20 protein-coding genes and 1 pseudogene are annotated in these 19843 nt (G+C 71.9%); 12 read left to right on the top strand and 9 right to left on the bottom strand.

Features of this window, described 5'->3' with window-relative positions; all coding sequences use genetic code 11:
• Positions 1-25: 25 nt before the first annotated feature.
• Together HQQ79_RS09480 and HQQ79_RS09485 are read right to left on the bottom strand one after the other, a co-directional pair.
• Positions 26-676, bottom strand: coding sequence for a DUF1097 domain-containing protein (locus tag HQQ79_RS09480; RefSeq protein WP_173033906.1), 651 nt, complete (start codon positions 674-676; stop codon positions 26-28).
• Positions 669-1982: an amidohydrolase family protein gene (locus HQQ79_RS09485; protein WP_173033908.1), complete on the bottom strand. Its 1314-nt coding sequence runs from the start codon at positions 1980-1982 to the stop codon at positions 669-671. Before HQQ79_RS09485 ends, HQQ79_RS09480 begins: the two co-directional genes overlap by 8 nt.
• A gap of 147 nt (positions 1983-2129) precedes the next feature.
• Here HQQ79_RS09485 and HQQ79_RS09490 point away from each other — a divergent pair, with 147 nt between their 5' ends.
• From HQQ79_RS09490 to HQQ79_RS09500, 3 genes are read left to right on the top strand one after another with little or no spacing between them, the layout of a single operon-like run.
• Positions 2130-2807: a FadR/GntR family transcriptional regulator gene (locus HQQ79_RS09490; RefSeq protein ID WP_071244719.1), complete on the top strand. Its 678-nt coding sequence runs from the start codon at positions 2130-2132 to the stop codon at positions 2805-2807.
• Positions 2804-3916, top strand: a complete 1113-nt coding sequence (locus HQQ79_RS09495; RefSeq protein ID WP_173033910.1) for an acetamidase/formamidase family protein — start codon at positions 2804-2806, stop codon at positions 3914-3916. The genes HQQ79_RS09490 and HQQ79_RS09495 overlap by 4 nt, the downstream gene beginning before the upstream one ends.
• A complete protein-coding gene (locus HQQ79_RS09500; RefSeq protein WP_173033912.1) occupies positions 3913-5502 on the top strand; it encodes an AtzH-like domain-containing protein in 1590 nt (529 codons plus the stop codon). The genes HQQ79_RS09495 and HQQ79_RS09500 overlap by 4 nt, the downstream gene beginning before the upstream one ends.
• Here the strand turns inward: HQQ79_RS09500 and HQQ79_RS09505 are convergent.
• Positions 5499-6317, bottom strand: coding sequence for an RNA methyltransferase (locus HQQ79_RS09505; RefSeq protein WP_173033914.1), 819 nt, complete (start codon positions 6315-6317; stop codon positions 5499-5501). The genes HQQ79_RS09500 and HQQ79_RS09505 overlap by 4 nt on opposite strands.
• 217 nt (positions 6318-6534) lie before the next feature.
• Here HQQ79_RS09505 and HQQ79_RS09510 point away from each other — a divergent pair, with 217 nt between their 5' ends.
• From HQQ79_RS09510 to HQQ79_RS09520, 3 genes are all read left to right on the top strand, one after another.
• Positions 6535-7368 (top strand): Sir2 family NAD-dependent protein deacetylase, encoded by an 834-nt coding sequence (locus tag HQQ79_RS09510; protein WP_367948093.1) that lies wholly within the window; start codon positions 6535-6537, stop codon positions 7366-7368.
• 100 nt (positions 7369-7468) lie between these two features.
• Positions 7469-8107 carry a histidine phosphatase family protein gene (locus HQQ79_RS09515; protein WP_111056426.1) on the top strand — a complete coding sequence of 213 codons (639 nt, stop codon included), beginning with the start codon at positions 7469-7471 and terminating at the stop codon, positions 8105-8107.
• 49 nt (positions 8108-8156) lie between these two features.
• Positions 8157-8888 carry a hypothetical protein gene (locus HQQ79_RS09520; protein ID WP_173033918.1) on the top strand — a complete coding sequence of 244 codons (732 nt, stop codon included), beginning with the start codon at positions 8157-8159 and terminating at the stop codon, positions 8886-8888.
• Between the two features lie 153 nt (positions 8889-9041).
• Here HQQ79_RS09520 and HQQ79_RS09525 read toward each other — a convergent pair whose 3' ends face one another.
• Positions 9042-10112 (bottom strand): glycosyltransferase family 1 protein, encoded by a 1071-nt coding sequence (locus tag HQQ79_RS09525; RefSeq protein WP_173034343.1) that lies wholly within the window; start codon positions 10110-10112, stop codon positions 9042-9044.
• Between the two features lie 5 nt (positions 10113-10117).
• On the bottom strand, positions 10118-11110 hold the full coding sequence (locus HQQ79_RS09530; protein WP_254066182.1) for an alpha/beta fold hydrolase: 993 nt from the start codon (positions 11108-11110) through the stop codon (positions 10118-10120).
• A 113-nt stretch (positions 11111-11223) separates the two neighbouring features.
• On the opposite strand from HQQ79_RS09530, the gene treS reads away from it, so the two are divergent.
• Together treS and HQQ79_RS09540 are read left to right on the top strand one after the other, a co-directional pair.
• Positions 11224-12933, top strand: a complete 1710-nt coding sequence (gene treS, locus HQQ79_RS09535) for a maltose alpha-D-glucosyltransferase (protein WP_027465667.1) — start codon at positions 11224-11226, stop codon at positions 12931-12933.
• A gap of 35 nt (positions 12934-12968) precedes the next feature.
• On the top strand, positions 12969-13715 hold the full coding sequence (locus tag HQQ79_RS09540) for a 3'-5' exonuclease (RefSeq protein WP_027465668.1): 747 nt from the start codon (positions 12969-12971) through the stop codon (positions 13713-13715).
• A gap of 165 nt (positions 13716-13880) precedes the next feature.
• On the opposite strand, the gene HQQ79_RS09545 is transcribed toward HQQ79_RS09540, so the two are convergent.
• From HQQ79_RS09545 to glgA, 3 genes are all read right to left on the bottom strand, one after another.
• Positions 13881-14129 carry a type B 50S ribosomal protein L31 gene (locus HQQ79_RS09545; RefSeq protein ID WP_017887280.1) on the bottom strand — a complete coding sequence of 83 codons (249 nt, stop codon included), beginning with the start codon at positions 14127-14129 and terminating at the stop codon, positions 13881-13883.
• A 102-nt stretch (positions 14130-14231) separates the two neighbouring features.
• The gene (locus tag HQQ79_RS09550; RefSeq protein ID WP_173033920.1) at positions 14232-15014 is read right to left on the bottom strand and encodes an ABC transporter ATP-binding protein; all 783 of its coding nucleotides are present in this window, start codon (positions 15012-15014) and stop codon (positions 14232-14234) included.
• Positions 15015-15023: 9 nt separating this feature from the next.
• On the bottom strand, positions 15024-16223 hold the full coding sequence (gene glgA, locus HQQ79_RS09555) for a glycogen synthase (RefSeq protein ID WP_027465670.1): 1200 nt from the start codon (positions 16221-16223) through the stop codon (positions 15024-15026).
• A 47-nt stretch (positions 16224-16270) separates the two neighbouring features.
• On the opposite strand from glgA, the gene HQQ79_RS09560 reads away from it, so the two are divergent.
• Positions 16271-17512 (top strand): glucose-1-phosphate adenylyltransferase, encoded by a 1242-nt coding sequence (locus tag HQQ79_RS09560; protein ID WP_071244725.1) that lies wholly within the window; start codon positions 16271-16273, stop codon positions 17510-17512.
• A gap of 122 nt (positions 17513-17634) precedes the next feature.
• Positions 17635-18273 (top strand): phosphoserine phosphatase SerB, encoded by a 639-nt coding sequence (gene serB / locus HQQ79_RS09565; protein WP_173033922.1) that lies wholly within the window; start codon positions 17635-17637, stop codon positions 18271-18273.
• A gap of 12 nt (positions 18274-18285) precedes the next feature.
• On the opposite strand, the gene fabG is transcribed toward serB, so the two are convergent.
• On the bottom strand, positions 18286-18999 hold the full coding sequence (gene fabG, locus HQQ79_RS09570) for a 3-oxoacyl-ACP reductase FabG (RefSeq protein ID WP_027465673.1): 714 nt from the start codon (positions 18997-18999) through the stop codon (positions 18286-18288).
• A 165-nt stretch (positions 19000-19164) separates the two neighbouring features.
• On the opposite strand from fabG, the gene HQQ79_RS09575 reads away from it, so the two are divergent.
• Complete coding sequence (locus tag HQQ79_RS09575) at positions 19165-19587, top strand: DUF3099 domain-containing protein (protein ID WP_051596733.1); 423 nt, start codon at positions 19165-19167, stop codon at positions 19585-19587.
• Positions 19587-19793 (top strand): annotated as a pseudogene (locus HQQ79_RS09580) (hypothetical protein); the annotation flags it as partial. The gene HQQ79_RS09575 and the pseudogene HQQ79_RS09580, both read left to right, overlap by 1 nt.
• Positions 19794-19843 lie beyond the last annotated feature (50 nt).

The following is a 19843-nucleotide window of genomic DNA, read 5'->3' on the forward strand; positions in this document are numbered from 1 at the left end:
GGGACCCGAGCGTACCGGTCCGCTCCTAGGCCGAGGCTGCGACGGGCTGGTCGGGCTGGCGTTCCGGAGCCGGGGCCGGGGCCGGGGCCACTGCGCCGGTGGCCACTGCGCCGCTGGCCGCGACGACGGCGTCGGCCTCGGCCTCGGCCTCGACGACGGTGCCGGCCGGCTCGGGCCGGGCGAAGGTCAGGCGGCGGGACAGGTACGCGAACACCGGACCGAGCGCGTTCATCAGCACGACCGACACCCAGGCTGCCCAGGCGTTTCCCGGGTCGAAGCCGAAGCCGCCGAAGCACGTCGCGAAGAACGAGGCGAACCCGAGGAACATCCCCGGGACGAGCCCGAACAGCTTCGTGCGACCCGTGTACATCAGGGCGCAGTTCACGACGAGGATGAGCAGCGCCAGCACGGTGTTCTGCGCCGCCTGCCCCTCGCCGAACAGGGTGCCGAACCGCTGGTCGAGCAGGACGATGACCAGGGCGAACGCCGACCCGATCGGCATCGCGGCCCACAGGCGGGTGGCGTTCCGCAGCGTCGGCTTGCCGCCGAGCAGGAACATCCCCGCCCAGCTGATGAAGATCGCCCAGGTCGGCAGGTGCAGGGCGTTGCCCCCGATGAACGCCGTGGCACCGGCCAGGACGGAGGCGACGATCTCGTGCGGGATCCGTTCACGCATGGCTGAGTTCCTTCGATCGGTTCGTGGTGGGGCTGGTGGTGAGACGGACGGTCCGGGTGGTCTCGGCGACGACCCGGCCGCGCTTGACGACGAGGGCACGGTCCGGCCGGTCGAGCAGGACGCCGTCCGGGTCGGTGGTGGAGAGCACGACGAGGTCGGCGGCGGCGCCGGGCCGGATGCCGTGGGTGTCCGCGACACCGACGACCTCGGCCGCCCCGCTGGTGGCCATGGCGAGCACCCGTCGCAGGTCGTCCGGGCCGGACAGGTGTCCGGTCTGCGCCAGGAGCAGCCCGACGTCGAGCAGGTCGGCGTTGCCGAACGGGGTGAAGGCGTTCCGGACGTTGTTCGACGCGTAGGCGCTCGTGACCCCGGCGTCCCAGAGTTCGCGGACCGGCACGACCCCGCGCCGCACGTCGTGGTCGTCGGACCGTCCCCCCAGGTGCAGGTCGGTCGCGGGCAGCGGCACCACGGCGACCCCGGCGGCAGCGAGGCGGTCGAACAGCACCCGGCGCTCGCCGCGGGGCAGGCTCGCGACCGAGGTCACGTGACCGAGCGCCACCCGTCCCTGCAGCCCGCGGGCGGTCACGCGGTCGGCGATGTGCCCGGCGAGGGCGTACCGCGGGTCGGAGGTGTCGTCGGCGAAGTCGGCGTGCAGGTCGGCCGGCACCCCGAACTCCTCGGCGAGGTCCAGGACGGTCTCGACGTGTTCGTGGCACGCGGCCAGGGTGTGCTCGTTGTAGGTGCAGCCCCCGATGACGTCCGCCCCCGCGGCGAGCGCCTGACGGAGCAGCGAGAGGGTGCCCGGTGCCTTGGCGATGCCCTCCTGGGGGAACGCGACGATCTGCAGGTCGAGGGCCTCCCGGTACTCGTCGCGCAGGTCGAGCAGCACCTCGACGCCGGTGAGTCCGACGATCGGGTCGACGTCGGGGTGTGCGCGGACGAGCGTCGTGCCGTTCGTGACGGCCTGGTCGAGCAGGGTGCGGGCGCGGTCGCGGACGGTGGCGTGGGTGAAGCCGCGCTTGAGCTCCCCCGTGACGGCGATGGCGCCGGCGAGGGTGCCGTCGGGGTTCGGGCGTTCCCGGTCGAGCAGGGCCTTGTCGACGTGCAGGTGCGCCTCGATGAGCCCGGGGATGACCACGCGCCCGGCGCAGTCGACCACGCGGGTGGGAGCAGCACCGGTGTCGGTGCCGTGCGCCGAGCCCGGACCGGGCAGCGCGTCGGTCACGCTGACGATCACGCCGTCGGCGATCGCGACGTCGACGGATCGGCCGTCGGTCAGCCGTGCGTTGGTGAGGACCAGGTCCACGTCGAACCCTCTTCCGGTCGGTGCGGGTGGGGACGTGGTCCACCATTCGCCCGCCGTGTTTCGGGTTCCGACGCCGCGTGTGACGGCCGTGTAAAAGATGGTCGTACCAATGAACCAAGCAGACCAACCGGCCCTACGGTCGAGGGCATGCACCGTGGACGGACCCTGAGCGCGGCGACCGCCGCCCACCTCGGCACGCTCGTGCTCGACGACCTGCAGCCCGGCGACAAGCTGCCGCCGGAACGCACCCTCGCCGAGGACCTCGCCGTGTCCCGCACGACCATCCGCGAGGCGCTGCAGGAACTCGAGCGCCGTCGTCTGGTCTCCCGGACCCCCGGCCGTGGCACCGTCGTGCTGCCGCGACCGGAGGAGGCGTCCGCCCTGCTCGACCACCACCGCGACGACCTGGACCACCGGGCCGAGCACGTGGCCGAGTTCCGGACCGTCGTCGAGCCGCAGGTCGCCGGACTCGCGGCGGCGCGGGCTGGCGAGGCCGACCTGCTGACCCTGGAACGCATCCTCGCCGCGACGCACGCTGGTCTGAGCCCGGAGGAGTCGCTCGCCCAGGACGTCGCCTTCCACGTGCAGGTCGCCCGCACCTCGGGCAACCCCCTGCTCGTGTCGTTGTGCGAGCTCAGCAGCGGTTGGGTGCAGGACGTGCGCGCCCGCTCGCACAGCACCAGCGAGGGGCGCCGGTCGTCGTTCGAGTGGCACGAGCGGATCCTCGGGCGGATCCGGGAGCACGACGTCGAGGGCGCGACGCGGGCGATGGCCGACCACCTCGCCGACGTGGCCCACCTGGTCGAACGGAGGACGGACCGATGACCACCGCACACGAGACCACCGCCCCGGCGGTGGCGACCCTGCAGCCCGGCGCCGGACCCGTCCGCGGCGACCACTTCCTGCCGGTCGACCCTGAGGCCGTCCTGTGGGGTCGCCTGCCGGGCGAGGGTGACACCCCGGCCCTGACGATCGCCCCGGGTGAGTCGGTCACCATCGACACGGTCAGCCACGAGGGGATCCTCCCCGACCAGGGCAGCGACCCCGTTGCCTGGTTCGGCGGCCACGGCGTCGCACCGGAGCACGTCCTCGCCGACGCCGTCGCGATCGCCCGCTCCGGCCACCGCGACCCCGCGGCGGACGGTCCACACGTGGTGTCCGGGCCGATCGCGGTGCGCGGTGCCCGTCCCGGGGACGTGCTGACGATGACGGTCCTCGAGACCCTGCCCCGGGTGCACTACGGGGTCGTGTCGAACCGGCACGGCCGCGGTGCCCTGCACGGTGAGTTCCCGGTCGACGGCACGACGGTGAGCGTCTTCGCCGACGTCGTGGACACCGACGGGGGCCGGCGGGGCCGCATCCCGCTCACCGCCGCCCGCGACCGCTTCGCGCACTTCCCCCTCGCCCCGTTCCTCGGGATCATGGGCGTCGCCACCCCCGGGGAGCGGCTGCACTCCGTCCCGCCCGGTCGCCACGGCGGCAACATCGACGTCAACCTGCTGCAGGCCGGGTCGCAGCTGCACCTGCCGGTGCTCGTCCCCGGCGCGCTCGCCCACGTCGGTGACCCGCACTTCGCCCAGGGCGACGGCGAGGTGGCGCTCACCGCGATGGAGGCCTCGCTCCGCGCCACGATCCGCTTCGACCTGACCCCGGCTTCCGAGGCAACTGCGCGCTTCGGGGACCTGGTCTGGCCCGTCGCCGAGACGCAGGAGTTCCTCGTGCCCACCGGCATGGACCCCGACCTCGACGAGGCCGTCCGGCAGTGCGTCCGGCACGCCGTCGCGATCCTCGGCGCGCGCTGGGGCATGGAACGCCACCTGGCGTACGCGTACCTGTCCGCGGCGACCGACTTCAACATCTCGCAGGTGGTGGACCTGGTCACCGGTGTCCACGCCCGCATCCGCAAGGCCGACTTCGAGGAGCCCGTCCGATGACCACGCCCCCCACGTCGACGGCGCCCGACGGACTGCTCGAGGCGCTCGACGCCTACGAGACCGCCCTGCTGGCCAACGACCTCGACGCCCTCGACGCCGCCTTCGTCGACTCCCCCGGCACGATGCGCGGCGACGACCGTGGCCTGCTCGTCGGGCACGACGCGATCAGCGCGTTCCGCGGGGCGCGGGGTGGGGTGCCGACCCGGTCGCTGACGCACGTCGAGGTCCGCCCCCTGACCGAGGACCGCGCCCTCGTCGTGTCGGTGTCCCGGTTCGCCGCGGGTGGGCAGGGCCTCCAGACCCAGCTCTGGTGCCGCGACGGCGGCACCGGCTGGCGCATCGAAGCGGCCCACGTCACCGGCCGCCCGAAGGCCGTCGACACCACCGTCTGGCGGGCCGTCGGCGACCCGCTCGTCGCCCCCACCGCCTCCGGATCGCTCGACGGCCTGACCGTCGCCGTCAAGGACCTCTACGCGGTCCCCGGCCAACCGGTCGGCGCGGGCAACCCGACGTACCTGCGCGAAGCACCGGTCGAGACCGCGCCCGCCGCAGCGGTCGCCGCGCTCCTCGCCGCCGGTGCGTCGATCCGCGGGATCGCGCGCACCGACGAGTTCGCGTACAACCTGACGGGCCGGAACGCGCACCACGGCACGCCGCCGAACAGCGCGGCTCCCACCCGACTGCCTGGAGGCTCGTCCAGCGGATCCGCATCGGCCGTCGGCCTCGGCACGGCCGAGATCGGGATCGGCACGGACACCGCGGGATCGGTCCGGGTCCCCGCCTCGTACCAGGGGCTCTGGGGTCTCCGGACGACCCACGGCACGGTGTCCCGCGACAGGCTGCTCCCGCTCGCGCCGTCGTTCGACACCGTCGGGTGGCTCACGCGGAGCCCCGTGGTGCTGCTCGCCGCACTCGACGCCACCGTCCCGCCACCGTCGGTGCCCGGCGGGCCGCTCGATGCGACCGTGCTCGTCGTGCCGGAGGAACTCGTCGCACTCGTCGAACCGGCCGTCGGCCGGGCCTTCGCCGCCTTCGTCGAAGCGCTCGACGAACCCGTCGCGACCGTCCGGCTGCGCGACCTCGGCATCCCGGACCCCGCAGCGCTGCAGGAGCAGATGCGGCTCGTCCAGGCCGCCGAGGCCCTCGCCGCCCACGGCTCCTGGATCGACGCGCACCCCGGCGCCCTGAGCACCGTCGTCGGTGACCGGTTCCGCGTGGCACGGGCGAACGACCCCGACGCGACCGCGGACGCCGTGGCACGTCTCGACGAGGTCCGTGCGACGATCCGCCGTGCCCTGGACGGTCGGACCCTGCTGTTCCCGACCGTCCCCGGACCCGCACCCCTGCTCCACGAGGACGCCGCGGCGCTCGAGCGAACCCGGACCGCCACCACGGCGATGACCGCGCTCGCGAGCGTCGGTGGGCTGCCCGCGGTGAGCGCACCGGCGTTGTCCGTGGACGGCGCGCCCGTCGGCGTCTGCCTGGTCGGTGGGCCGGACGCCGACCGTGCCCTGGTGATCCGCGCCGGGGGCATGCTGCCCGACCAGGCCGCCCCGGGCCTCCCGACGGTCTCGGTGGTGCGCTAGGAGGCGAGCCGCCGGGCGTGGGTGACCGCCCACAGACCGACGGCGCTCGCCGCGGCCACGTTGAGCGAGTCGACGCCGTGCGCCATCGGGATCCGGACGGTCGTGTCGGCCGACGCGATCGCGGCCGGCGTCAGCCCCTGCCCCTCGGTGCCCATCACGAGCGCGACCCTGTCGGGCAGGTCCGCCACGAAGGCGTCGAGGTCGACGGACTCGTCGGTCAGTGCCATCGCGGCCAGGTGGAAGCCCTGCGCGCGGAGTTCCTCGCCCGCCGCGGGCCAGTCGCCGATGCGGGTCCACGGCACCTGCAGCACCGTGCCCATGCTCACGCGGACACTCCGGCGGTACAGCGGGTCGGCGCACCGCGGGCTGACGAGCACGGCGTCGGCGCCCAGGCCGGCGACGCTGCGGAACACCGCGCCGACGTTCGTGTGGTCGACGATGTCCTCGAGCACGACGACGACCTTCGCGTCCCGCACCACGTCGGCGACGCTCGGCAGCTCGGGGCGCTCCATCGCCGCGATCGCACCGCGGTGCATGCGGAACCCGGTGAGCTCCTCGAGCAGGGCGTCGGCACCGACGAACACGGGGCCGTCGTGCTCCGCGACCAGAGGCAGGACGCTGTCGAGCCACTTTTCCTGCACCAGGATGCTCCGCGGCACGTGACCCGCGCGGACCGCGCGCTCGATGACCGTGTTCGACTCGGCGATGTACAGGCCACCCGCGGGCTCCGAGACCCGGCGGAGCGCCACGTCGGTGAGCCGGGCGAAGTCGTCGAGACGGGGATCGTCGAGGGAGTCGATGCGGACGGGGTGCACGGGGCTCGTTTCGGTGTGGTGCGGGGGGTGTGGGTGGTGTGGGGCGCGGCGTGGGTCGCAGCGTGGGTCCGGTGGGGCGGCGCTGGCGCGGGTCCGCCGACGGTCCGATCCGCCTGGGAAGCGACCGGGACGGTCGGGTGTTGAGGGTACCGTGAACAGGGTGCTGGATGATGCTGCGTCGACGACCGGACCGACCACCGGGGCGGCCGCCGGGTCGGTGGTCGCCGACGACCTGGACCGCGTCGTCGAGGTGCTCGGCGGCAAGCGCATCGCCGTGCTCTCCGGTGCCGGTCTGAGCACCGACTCCGGCATCCCCGACTACCGCGGCGCCGGGCGGGTGGTGCGCAAGCCGATGACGTTCCAGGAGTTCCTGGCCGACCCCGCGAAGCGCCAGCGCTACTGGGCCGGATCGCACCTGGGCTGGCGGAGCTTCGCGGCCGCCGTGCCGAACGACGGGCACCGGGCGCTCGCCGCACTCGAGGACGCCGGGATCGTCGCCGGGGTCATCACGCAGAACGTCGACGGCCTGCACCTGCGCGCCGGGTCCCGCCGCGTCGTCGAGATCCACGGCTCGATGGACCGCGCCGTGTGCCTGCGGTGCGGCCAGGTGTTCTCCCGCTCCGACCTCGCCGCCACCATCGACCGGGCGAACCCCTGGATCGACGAGCCCGGGTCCGTGCAGCTGCAGCCGGACGGTGACGTCGAGATCACCGACGTCGAGCGGTTCGTCGTCCCCACGTGCTCCGTGTGCGGCGGCGACCTGAAGCCCGACGTCGTCTTCTTCGGCGAGTTCGTGCCGGCCGAGAAGTTCCGAGAGGCCGTGTCGATCGTCGCCGACGCCGACGCGCTGCTCGTCGTCGGTTCCTCCCTCACCGTGAACTCGGGCGTGCGGCTGGTCGACCACGCTGCACGCCGCAAGAACCCGGTGGTCATCGTGAACCGCGGCGAGACCCGCAGTGACCGCCGTGCGGCGGTGAAGCTCGACGCCGGCACCACCGAGACGCTCGTGTGCCTGGCGGAGCGGCTCAGCGCGGCGGCTTCGACCGACTAGCGCGGTCGCGGTCGCCGGACGGGCCTGCGCGGTCGCCGGACGGGCCTGCCGGGCACGGTCGCCGGACGGGCCTGCCGGGCGCGTCTGCGAAGATCGACGGGTGACGACCCTCCTGTACCTCGTCCGGCACGGCGAGACCGACTGGAACGCGCAACGCCGCATCCAGGGCTCCACCGACATCCCGCTCAACGACACCGGACGACGGCAGGCCGCCGAGGCCGCCGAGCTCCTGACCCGCCGGCCGTTCGACGCCGTCGTCGCGTCCCCGCTGTCGCGTGCGGCCGAGACGGGCGCGATCATCGCCGACCGCCTGGGCCTCGACGCACCGACGACGTACCCGGGCCTGGCCGAGCGCTCCTACGGAGAAGCCGAGGGCCTGACCGACGACGAGGTGTCGGCACGGTACCCGCACGACGACATCCCCGGCCGGGAGTCCCGCTCCGCGCTGCTCGCCCGCGTCACCGAGACCCTCGGCGAGATCGCGGTCCGGTTCGACGCCGGCGTCGTCGTGGTCGCGACCCACGGGGCGGTGATCCGCAGCGTCGTGAACGCCGCAGCCCCCGGCACCGCCGACCGCCGCCACACCCCGATCCGGAACGGGTCCATCCACTCGTTCCGGTGGGACCCCGAACGCTTCCACGCCGAACTCGTCCGGTTCGACGACCCGATCGACGACGTGTCCGACGACACCGGTGGGTCGGCGTTCGAGTACCAGAACCCCTTGGAACGCCGGGGCTGACCGGGGACTAGGCTCCGACGCACCCGCACACCGGGGTGAGGGGAGCCACATGTCCGACGACGGGACCAGCCGACACGGCCAGCATGCCCTCGACCAACAGGACGACGACCTCGACCGGGTGTTCGGTCCCGAGACGGCGAGCGTCCCGACCCGCACCCGGGCGCGCACCTGGTTCATCATCGGCGGGAGTGTCCTGGCGGTCGCCGTGGTCATCGCCGTGGTGCTCGGCTCGATCATCGGGAGTGTCCAGAACGGCATCGGTGGGGTCTTCCCGCGGCCGGACGTCGCGCTCGACCGGTTCGACGAGCGGGTGAGTGCCCTGCCCGGCGTCACCGACGTACGGCACCACACCCCGTCGAAGACCGCGTTCGCCAGCTACGACGCCGTCGCCACCGTCCGCGCCGACCCCACGCTCGACACCGCGGCGCGGGGTGACCTGGTGGCCGCCATCAGTCGGGCTGCCGACGAGTCGGGAGGCAACGGCGTCCGGGTCGTCGTGATCGCCGACCTCGGCAACCTGGAGATCGGCGTCACCGGTGCCGGCGAGGTCGCGGCGAAGCGCCTGGCACTGGCGGACACGCTCGACCACATCGGCGGTGTCACCGAGGTCCGCTGCTCGTGGGAGCGCGGTGGTGCCCCATCCGACACCGCGGGCGACCAGTCCGTCGTCGTCCGGACCCCGGGTCGGGGTGCCGCGGTGCCGCCGATCGTGGCGCGGGCGACCCAGGAGACGCAGAAGGTGTTCCCCGGGGCGGACGTGCAGGTCATCGCGGCGAAGTGATCGGCGGTGGTCGCGGGGCGGGGCGGGGCGGGGCGGACGACGTGGAACGACACCGTCGACGTCGTACGACATCGACATCGTCGTTCCGCATCGGCACCAACCGCGAGACCACGAACCGCGAGACCACGCCAGCGCCAGCACCAGCGCCATCCCTCAGCCCCGCCGGTCCCCCACGGCCCGCTCGACGGCCCGGACGACCTGCTCCGCCGAGTCCTGCCACCGGAACCGGCCGGCACGCTCGATCGACTGTCGCGAGGCCTCGTCCCACCGCTCCTCGACCCGCCGGACGGCGGCGGCGACGGCGGACGGCGACGCCGGGTCGAAGTACTCCGCAGCGGAGCCGCCGATCTCCCGGAAGATGGGGATGTCGCTGACGACGACCGGGGTCCCGACGCCCATCGCCTCGACGAGCGGGATGCCGAACCCCTCGTCGTACGACGCGGTCGCCAGCGCCGTGGCCGAACGGAGCACGGACAGGTACTCCTCGTCGGTGGCGCCGTCGTGGAACTCGATCGCCCCCGCGGGCGCGAGCCCCTCGAGCCGTGCCCGGTCCGCGTCGGACACCCGCGACATGCAGTGCAGCGTCCAGTCCGCCCCGAGGAGCGGCAGCGCCGCCGCCAGGGTCTCCACGTTCTTGTACGGCATGAACGAGCCCATGTAGACGAGCGAGCGTCGACGCGGCGCTCCGGTCGACCGCGGTGTCGCCGGGTCGGCCGCGTTGTAGGCGACCGTCACGGGTCGCTTCGTCAGCCGGTGCTCGGCGATCAGCCCGGCGGTCGTCTCCGACACCGTCACCACCCCGTCCGCGCCGTTCAGCAGGAACCGCTGCGGTGCCCAGGACAGGTGGAACGCCCGCCAGCCGAGCCGCAGCGGCCACGAGAACTCCCGCGGGGGCGTGCGGTTGCGGTAGTAGATCAGGTCGTGCAGCGTCAGGACGAGCGCGTACCGACGGCCCCGCGACCCCATCGTCTGCATCGGCGAGAACACCGCGTCGAGCCCGAGCCGGTTGACGCGCCGGGCGACGAGCGGCTCCCCCGCGTCCGTCGGTGCGGGCAGCAGCTCCCACGGCAGGTCGCTCGGCAGCGACTCGAGCTGGCGCTCGTCACTGACGAGCAGCACGTACTCGTGCCGGTCCGGCAGGTGTGCGACGACCCCGGCGGTGAACCGGCTGATGCCGTCGTGCCGACCGATCCGCACGTACCGGCAGTCGATGCCGATGCGCAGGCGCGTCACGACGCGTCCGCCGTCCGGGAGGCCCGCCCCGCCCCCGACGGTCGGCTGTCCGTCGTGGCAGCGCCGCGTCCAGGTCGTCCCTGGCGTCCGGTACGTCGGGTCGTGTCCGCCATCCGGCGGAGCACCGCCGCCGCGGCCGGAGCCGGCGTCTCGTAGTGCACCAGGTGGCCGACACCCGGGATCACGACGAGCTCGGCGTCACGCAGGCGCTCGGCGAGTGCGCGCTGTTCGGGGACGGCGGTGATGTCGTCGTGCTCGGCCGCGACGAGCAGCACGGGCACCTCGATCCGGTCCGCGTACTCGGAGACGTCGTGGGTGACCGAGGTGCGGAACGCCTCGAGCACGCTCGTGCGGTTCGCGAAGGCCGAGAAGTACCGGTCGTGCTGGTCGTGCACCCACCGGCGGACCGCGGGGTCGTGGGACTTCAGCATCGCGATGCTCATCGCCCGGACGATCGCGCCGTTCCGCAGGATCCCGAGCCCGATCGGCTTCGGCAGCACCGCGCCGGCGCGGTAGTACCCGATCGCGATCGCGGTCCCCACGGCACGCGGTCCCTGCAGGGCCGGGGCGGCGATGGGGTTGACGAGGACGAGCAGTCGGGTGTCGAGCCCGGCGGCGACGGTGGCCGACACCACGATCGACCCGAACGAGTGCCCGAGCACCACGGTGTCGCGGCCGAGCCCGAGCGCGGCGTGGAACCCGGTCAACCAGGCCACGTACGCGTCGACGTCCGACACCGGCAGCGGATCGGACACGCCGAAGCCGGGCAGGTCGGGCACGATCACCCGCACACCCTCCAGGTGCGCGGCGATGGTCTCGAGGCCGTGGTGGTCCCCGCGGAACCCGTGCACGGCGAGCACGGTGCGATCCGAGTCCTCGGGCCCGTAGACCCAGTAGTGCGTGGTCCGGCCGTCGACCTGGACGGCCCGGTGCACGACCGGGGTGGCGGCCATCAACGACTGGTACGGGGAGAGCACGGGCGGTTGCATCCGCGCCAGTCTAGGGAGCGAACCGCACGAAACCCCGGACACCCGCAGCATCTCGCGCCTATCGTGTCCGGGGCGGGCCGTCGACCGGTCCGTCGATGACGACGAGGAGCACGGTGACCTTCACAGCCCCGATCCAGCTGCCCGGCCTGACGCTCGACCCGCAGTGGTACAAGCGCTCGGTCTTCTACGAGTGCATGATCCGGTCGTTCGTCGACTCCAACGGAGACGGCATCGGCGACATCCAGGGCGTGATCGGCAAGCTCGACTACCTGCAGTGGCTCGGCGTGGACGCCCTGTGGCTGCCGCCGTTCTTCCAGTCGCCGATGCGCGACGGCGGGTACGACATCGCCGACTACCGGGCGATCCTGCCGGAGTTCGGCACGCTCGACGACTTCCGCGAGCTCGTCACGAAGTCGCACGAGCGGAACATGCGCATCGTGATCGACATGGTGATCAACCACACCAGCGACCAGCACGAGTGGTTCCAGCAGTCCCGCGAGGACCCGGACGGCCCCTACGGCGACTTCTACGTCTGGCGGGACACCGACGAGGACTACTCGAACATCCGCATCATCTTCGTCGACACCGAGGAGTCCAACTGGACCTTCGACCCGGTCCGACGCCAGTTCTTCTTCCACCGCTTCTTCTCGCACCAGCCCGACCTGAACTTCGAGAACCCCGCGGTCATCGAGGCGATCTACGACGTCGTCCGGCACTGGCTCGACATGGGCGTCGACGGGCTCCGGCTCGACGCGATCCCCTACCTGTTCGAGTCCGAGGAGGGCAACGGCGAGGGCGAGCCGGAGACCCACGAGTTCATCAAGAAGCTCCGCGCGATGGTCGACGACGAGTACCCCGGCCGCGTGCTCCTGGCCGAGGCGAACCAGTGGCCGCGCGAGACGGCGGCGTTCTTCGGGACCGACGAGGAGCCCGAGTGCCACATGGCGTTCGACTTCCCGGTGATGCCGCGCATCTTCTACTCGCTCCGTGCCCAGCACGCCGCCGAGCTCAAGGCGATCCTTTCCGAGACCCTCGACGTGCCGGCCAGCGCGGCGTGGGGTGTCTTCCTCCGCAACCACGACGAGCTCACGCTCGAGATGGTGAGCGAGGAGTACCGGCAGGCGATGTACGGCTGGTACGGCTACGACCCGCGGATGCGCTCGAACATCGGAATCCGCCGACGCCTCGCTCCCCTGCTCGACAACTCCCGCGCCGAGCTCGAGCTCATCCACGCGCTGCTGTTCTCACTGCCGGGATCGCCGTTCCTGTACTACGGCGACGAGATCGGGATGGGCGACAACATCTGGCTGCCGGACCGCGACTCCTCGCGCACGCCGATGCAGTGGACGCCGGACCGCAACGCCGGCTTCTCCACGGCCGACCCGGGCAAGCTCTACCTGCCCGTCGTCCAGTCGCTCGTGTACAACTACGCGCAGGTCAACGTCGAGGCGCAGCTCGCCCAGTCGCGCTCGCTGCTGCACTGGGTCCGGAACGTCATCCACACGCGCAAGGCCCACCCGGTGTTCGGCCTCGGGTCCCTGCACGTGCAGGAGACCTCGAACGACTCGGTCCTCGCCTTCGTCCGCTCGTGGGAGGGCTCCGGCCAGCAGTTCGGCCCGTCCGCCGAGGACGTCCTCTGCGTGTTCTCGTTCGCGACGAACCCGACCTCGGTCACGGTGTCCGCTCCGGAGTTCGCGGGGCGTCCGCTCTACGACCTGTTCGGCGGCGGTTCGTTCCCGTCCTTCGACGAGGACGGCAACGTGACCCTGACCATGGGCACGCAGTCGTTCTACTGGCTGCACGTCGGCGCGCCGACCCGGTAGTCGGGGGTGTCGGTGCGTCCCGTTAGCCTGACCGCGTGACGTTCCCCACAGCACAGCTCGACGCGCCCGCTCCGTCCCAGGACCTCACGGGTCGCCCCTGGTGGCACGCGCTGGGCGTCTTCGACCTCGAGACCACCGGGGTCGACGTCGAGACGGCCCGCATCGTCACCGCCCACGTCGGCCTCATCGACATGACCGGGGCCTCCATCGTCGAGGGTGCGTGGATCGCCGACCCCGGCGTGCCGATCCCCGAGGGCGCGGCCGCCGTGCACGGGTACACCACCGAGCGTGCCCAGGCCGAGGGGCGTCCCGCGGCCGAGGTCGTGGCCGAGATCATCGCCGCGATCGAGGCCGTGTTCGCCCGGGGCATCCCGCTGGTGATCTACAACGCCCCGTACGACCTCACCGTCCTCGACCGCGAAGCGAAGCGGCACGGGTTCGCCTCCCCCGTCATCGGGAACGTCGTCGACCCGCTGGTGATCGACAAGGCGCTCGACACCTTCCGCAAGGGCAAGCGCACGCTCGAAGCCGCCTCGGAGCTCTACGGCGTCACGCTCGACGACGCCCACGACGCCGGCGCCGACGCGATCGCTGCCGGGCGTGTCGCCCAGGCCATCGCGGGCAAGTACCCGGACGAGCTCGGCATCTCCGCGGAGGAACTCCACCGCAAGCAGGTCGGCTGGTGTGCCGAGCAGGCCACCTCGTTCCAGGACTACATGCGCAAGAAGCGCGACCCGAACTTCACCGCCGACGGCCGCTGGCCGCACCGCAACGGCGCCTGACCTTGCACTGCCCCCGCAAGACAACGGTGTTCGCGCGCCGAACACCCGCAGAACGCGGCGTGACGCGCGAACACCGGTGTCTTGCGTCCAGGGCCCACGACCGCACAACGCGAACGGGCGGCCCTCCCGGAGGAGGACCGCCCGTTGGCGTTGCGTGGGGGCTGCTTACTTGCTGAAGCCCTTGAAGCGCTGGTTGAACTTCTCGACGCGACCGGCCGAGTCGAGGATGCGCTGCTTGCCCGTGTAGAACGGGTGCGAAGCGGACGAGATCTCGACGTCGATGACCGGGTAGGTCGCACCGTCGAGCTCGATGGTCTTGTCGCTGTTCGCGGTCGAACGCGTCAGGAACGTCTCACCGGAGGCCAGGTCGCGGAAGACGATGGCGCGGTACTCGGGGTGGGTGTCGGTCTTCATGGAGATTCCTCGATAGCGGTGATGGGATTGCGCGAACTGCGCGGGAAGTCGTCGGCTTGCGCCAGCCGTCCACGATACCAGAGAGACGGCGGGATCGCAGCGCTACGCGGCGCGTGCCGTGTAGCGACCGGCGTCCTTGGTGACCGAGAGGTCGATGCCGAACGCCTCGGTCAGGGTCTGGTCCGTCAGGACCTCGTCGATGGGGCCGGCGGCCTGCACGTGGCCGTCGGCGAGGACGAGCGCGTGGGTGAAGCCCGCCGGGATCTCCTCGACGTGGTGGGTCACGATGACGATGGCCGGCGAGTCCGCGCGCTGGGCGTAGCCGCCGAGGGTGCGGACGAGGCTCTCGCGGGCGCCGAGGTCGAGCGACGCGGCCGGTTCGTCGAGGAACAGGATCTCCGGGTCGGTCATCACGGCACGGGCGATCTGCACGCGCTTCTGCTCGCCGTCGCTGAGGTCGCCGAACGTGCGGTCGGTGAAGGACCCCAGGCCCCACTCCTCGAGCACGCGCTGCGCACGGCGGACGTCGAGCTCCTCGTACTCCTCGTTCCAGCGACCAGTCACCGAGTACGCCGCCGTGAGCACGACGTCGATGACCTTCTCGGTCACCGGGATGCGACGTGCCAGCGCGGTCGACGCGAAGCCGATGCGCGGGCGGAGCTCGAACAGGTCGGCGCCGCCGAGTTCGGTGCCGAGCACCTCGACGTCGCCCGAGGTCGGGAACGTCTGGGCGCCGGCGACCTGCAGCAGCGTGGTCTTGCCGGCACCGTTCGCGCCGAGCACGACCCAGCGTTCGTCGTCCTGCACCTCCCACGAGATCGCGTCGAGGATGGTGGCCCCGTTGCGGACCACGGAGACGTCTGACAAGCGCACGACCGAGGGCATGCGACCAGCCTACGGGTTCTGGCCGAGCACCTGGTCGTAGACCTGCCGTGTCCGGGTGGCGATCGCGTCCCAGGTGAACTCGGTCTCGACACGGAGCCGTCCGGCGCGTCCCATGAGCTTCGCCAGCCCCTCGTCGGCGAGCACCTCGGTGAGGGTCGCGGCGAGGTCGGCCACGAAGCGGTCCGGGTCGGTCGGGGTGCCGGTGCCGTCCTGCACCTGGTCGATCGGGACGATGCGGCCGGTGAGCCCGTCGGCGACGACCTCGGGGATGCCCCCGGTGCCGGTGCCGACCACCGGGATGCCGCACGCCATCGCCTCGAGGTTCACGATGCCGAGCGGCTCGTAGACCGACGGGCACACGAACACGGTGCCCGAGGACAGCACGTTCACGATCTCCTGGTGCGCGAGCATCCGGTCGATCCAGACGACGCCCTCGCGGTCGGCCCGGAGCCCGTCGACGAGCTCGGTGACCTCGGCCAGGATCTCGGGGGTGTCCGGCGCGCCGGCGCACAGCACGATCTGCACGTCCGACGGCAGCGACGCCACGGCACGGAGCAGGTACGGCAGGCCCTTCTGCCGGGTGATGCGTCCGACGAACACGACGCTCGGGCGCGTCGGGTCGATGCCGAGGGCGCGCACGGCGTCCTCGTCGACGGTCGGCTTCCACGCGTCGATGTCGATGCCGTTGTAGACGACGTGGACCTTCGCCGGGTCGATCGACGGGTACGAGCGCAGGATGTCCGCACGCATGGCCTTCGAGACCGCGATGACGCCGTCGGCGTGTTCGAACGCCTCGCGCTCCATCCAGCTGGACAGGCGGTAGCCGCCGCCGAGCTGCTCGGCCTTCCACGGGCGGAGCGGCTCGAGGCTGTGGGCGGTGACGATGTGGGGGATGCCGTAGGTCAGCTGCGCGATCCGGCCTGCGGAGTTCGCGTACCAGGTGTGCGAGTGCACGAGGTCGGCACCCTCGACGTCGGCCGCGATGGCCACGTCGGTGCCGAGGGCCTGCAGCGCGCCGTTCGCTTGGCCGAGGCCGTCCGGGGTCCGGTAGCCCCACACGTCGGGTTCGTCACGGAAGGCCCCGAAGGCCCGGACACGGACTTCCGTGTCCGTCCCCGACCGCAACGCGGCGGTGAGTTCGGACACGTGGACACCCGCTCCGCCGTAGACCTCCGGCGGATACTCCCTGGTCAGCAGATCGACTCGCACTGGTTCAACGTAACCGGTTCCCAGTGCTGACGCCTACTGTGAGCGGCATGGCACCAAAGAAGGTCTTCGGCATCGTGCTCGCCGGCGGCGAGGGCAAACGACTCATGCCGCTCACGGCCGATCGCGCGAAGCCCGCCGTCCCGTTCGGCGGCAACTTCCGTCTCATCGACTTCGCACTGTCGAACCTGGTCAACTCCGGTCTGCAGAAGATCGTCGTCCTGACCCAGTACAAGTCGCACAGTCTCGACCGGCACGTCGCGGAGACGTGGCGCATGGAGGGGCTGCTCGGCTCCTACGTCGCGTCCGTCCCCGCGCAGCAGCGGCTCGGCAAGCGCTGGTTCGCCGGCTCGGCCGACGCGATCCTGCAGTCGCTCAACCTGCTGCGCGACGAACGCCCCGACATCGTCGTCGTCGTCGGTGCTGACCACGTGTACCGGATGGACTTCCACCAGATGGTCGAGGCGCACATCGCCTCCGGCCGCAGTGCCACGGTCGCGGCGATCCGTCAGCCGATCGGGCTCGCCGACCAGTTCGGCGTGATCCAGGTGGCCGACGACGACCCGACGAAGATCGAGGCGTTCCTCGAGAAGCCGAAGGACGCCGTCGGGCTGGCCGACTCCCCCGGCGAGATCCTGGCCTCGATGGGCAACTACGTGTTCAACGCCGATGCCCTCGTCGACGCGGTCCTGCGCGACGGACAGCTCGAGACCTCGGCTCACGACATGGGCGGCGACATCGTCCCCGACTTCGTCAACCGCGGCGACGCTGGCGTGTACGACCTGCAGCGCAACGAGGTGCCCGGTTCCACCGACCGCGACAAGTACTACTGGCGCGACGTGGGCACCATCGACTCGTTCTTCGACGCCCACATGGACCTCATCGCGCCGGTCCCGGTCTTCAACCTGTACAACCAGGACTGGCCGATCTTCAACCAGCAGACGAACCTGCCGCCGGCGAAGTTCGTCCGCGACGCGAACGGCAACACCGGGTCCACGGTGGACTCGCTCGTGTCGCTCGGTTGCCTGGTGTCGGGTGCGCAGGTCGAGCGCAGCATGATCGGGCCCTGGTGCTCGATCGACTCCGGCGCGAAGGTCCTCGACTCGATCGTGTTCGAGCGTGCCACCATCGGCGCCGGGGCGGTCGTCAACCGCGCCATCCTCGACAAGGACGTCGTCCTCGCGCCGGGTGCGCAGGTCGGCGTCGACCGAGAGGCCGACGAGGCACGCGGGTTCACCGTCACCGAGTCGGGCATCACCGTGGTCGGCAAGGGCGTCCGCGTCGACGCGTAGACACGACGCGTCGGCACGACGAACAGGGCAAGCACCCGGGGCGCTGCCCCGGACGGACGGCCTGGAGGCACGGCTCGCGTCACGGACGCGGCCGTGCCCCCGTCAGTCGGTACCGTTGGTGCGTGCCCCGCTTCCTCGTCGTCCTCGATGCCGATTCCACCCTCCTCGAGGACGAGGTGATCGAACTGCTCGCCGACAGCGCCGGGACCCGGCCACAGGTGGCGGCGATCACGGAGCGCGCCATGCGCGGGGAACTCGACTTCGCCGAGAGCCTCCGGGAGCGTGTCGCGACCCTGGCGGGCCTCCAGGCAGACGTCTTCGTCCGCGCACAGCAGGCGGTCCGTGTGACGCGGGGCGCCGACCAGCTCGTCCGCGGGGTGCACGCCGCCGGCGGCACCGTCGGCGTCGTGTCCGGCGGGTTCCACGAGGTGCTCGACCCGTTCGCCGAGCAGCTCGGTCTCGACCACTGCCGGGCGAACCGCCTCGAGGTCACCGACGGCGTGCTCACCGGCCGCGTGCTCGGTGACGTGGTCGACGCACACGCCAAGGCCGTCGCGCTCCGCGAGTGGGCGGACGCGGACGGGGTCGACCCGACACGGACGATCGCGATCGGCGACGGCGCGAACGACCTCGAGATGATGCGCGTCGCGGCGCTGTCGGTGGCGTTCGACGCGAAGCCGCGCGTGCGGGAGCAGGCGGACGTCGCGGTCGTCGACCGTGACCTGTCCGCCGTGCTCGCGACGCTCGGGCTGCGCGGCTGATCAGTCCGAGGGCTAGTGGCCCATCCCGAGGCCGCCGTCGACGGGGATGATCGCACCGGAGACGTACCCGGCGCCGTCGCTCGCCAGGAACAGCGTGGCGTCGGCGACGTCGTCGACCGTGCCGTAGCGGGCGGCCGGGATCGCCTTCTTGAACTCGGCCTGCAGCTCGTCGGAGAGCGCGGCGGTCATGTCCGTCTGGATGAAGCCGGGCGCGACGACGTTGGCGGTGATGCCGCGCGAGCCGAGCTCACGGGTGATCGACCGGGCCATGCCGACCAGGGCGGCCTTCGAGGACGCGTAGTTGACCTGGCCGATCTGGCCGTAGGCACCCACGACGCTCGACATCAGCACGATGCGGCCGAACTTGGCCTTCATCATGCCCTTCGTGGCGCGCTTGACGACGCGGAAAGTGCCCGTGAGGTTCGTGTCGACCACGCTGGTGAAGTCGTCCTCGGACATGCGGAGGAGCAGCTGGTCGTTCGTGATGCCGGCGTTCGCGACGAGGACCTCGATCGGACCGAGCTCGGCCTCGACCTGCGTGAACGCGGCGTCGACGGAGGCCGTGTCGGTGATGTCGGCCTGCACCGTCAGCGCACCCTCGGGACCACCCTGACCGCTGCGCGACGTCACGGCGACCCGGTGGCCGGCTGCGACGAACCGCTCGGCCAGCGCGTGGCCGATGCCGCGGTTGCCGCCGGTGATGAGGACGGTACGGGGGGTGCTCATGGTCGCTCCGTTCGGTGGGATCTGCTCGGCACGCGGCGCCGGGGACCCGGCGGACACGCCCGGACGAGCGTACCGGAGCGGACCACCCCGCCGGTTCGCGCGCGGCGCACCCACGATCGGTCCGGCGGGATTAGGCTTGACCACGGGTAGACGGAGACCATCTGTATGAAGAGCACGCACACGAGCATCACGTCGCTGCCGGACACACCGGAGCAGGACCGGGCGCACCGCCTGTCCCGCTACGTCTGGCAGATGGCCATCCGAGTGGTCCTCTTCATCTCCGCGGTGCTCGTGTACTCGATCTGGCACTCCTGGCTGGCGGTCATCCCGATCGTCCTGGCCGCGGTGATCCCCTGGGTCGCCGTCGTCATCGCGAACGCCGGCAGCCGGACCGAGAGCGACATGATCTCCCCCGCCGGGTCCATCGAGCTCTACGACGCCGTCGACCCGCGTCTCCGCGAACAGCAGGAGGACGCCCGGGCCCAGGCCTACCGCGACGAGCAGGACCGCCTCCGCCAGCAGGCGCAGCATGCGCAGGACGAGTGGCAGCGCAACGGCGACCGATCGAAGATGTGGGGACCCCGCTGATGGGTGCGACGTTCGACCTGCAGACCGAACCCGGTTCCACCCCGGTCTGCTCCCGCGCCGGCTGCGTGTCGACTGCCGGGTGGCGTGTGAACTGGCGCAACCCCCGGATCCACGCGATCGACCGCGTGAAGATCTGGGCCGCGTGCGAGGAGCACCGCGACTTCCTCGCCGACTACCTGCGCTCCCGCTCGTTCCCGGTGCGCGTCACCGGCATGCACGAGGACGTCGACCACCTCGACGACGAGCGCGAGTCGAC

The sequence above is a fragment of the Curtobacterium sp. VKM Ac-2852 genome (assembly GCF_013205045.1).
GTDB classification, from domain to species: domain Bacteria; phylum Actinomycetota; class Actinomycetes; order Actinomycetales; family Microbacteriaceae; genus Curtobacterium; species Curtobacterium flaccumfaciens.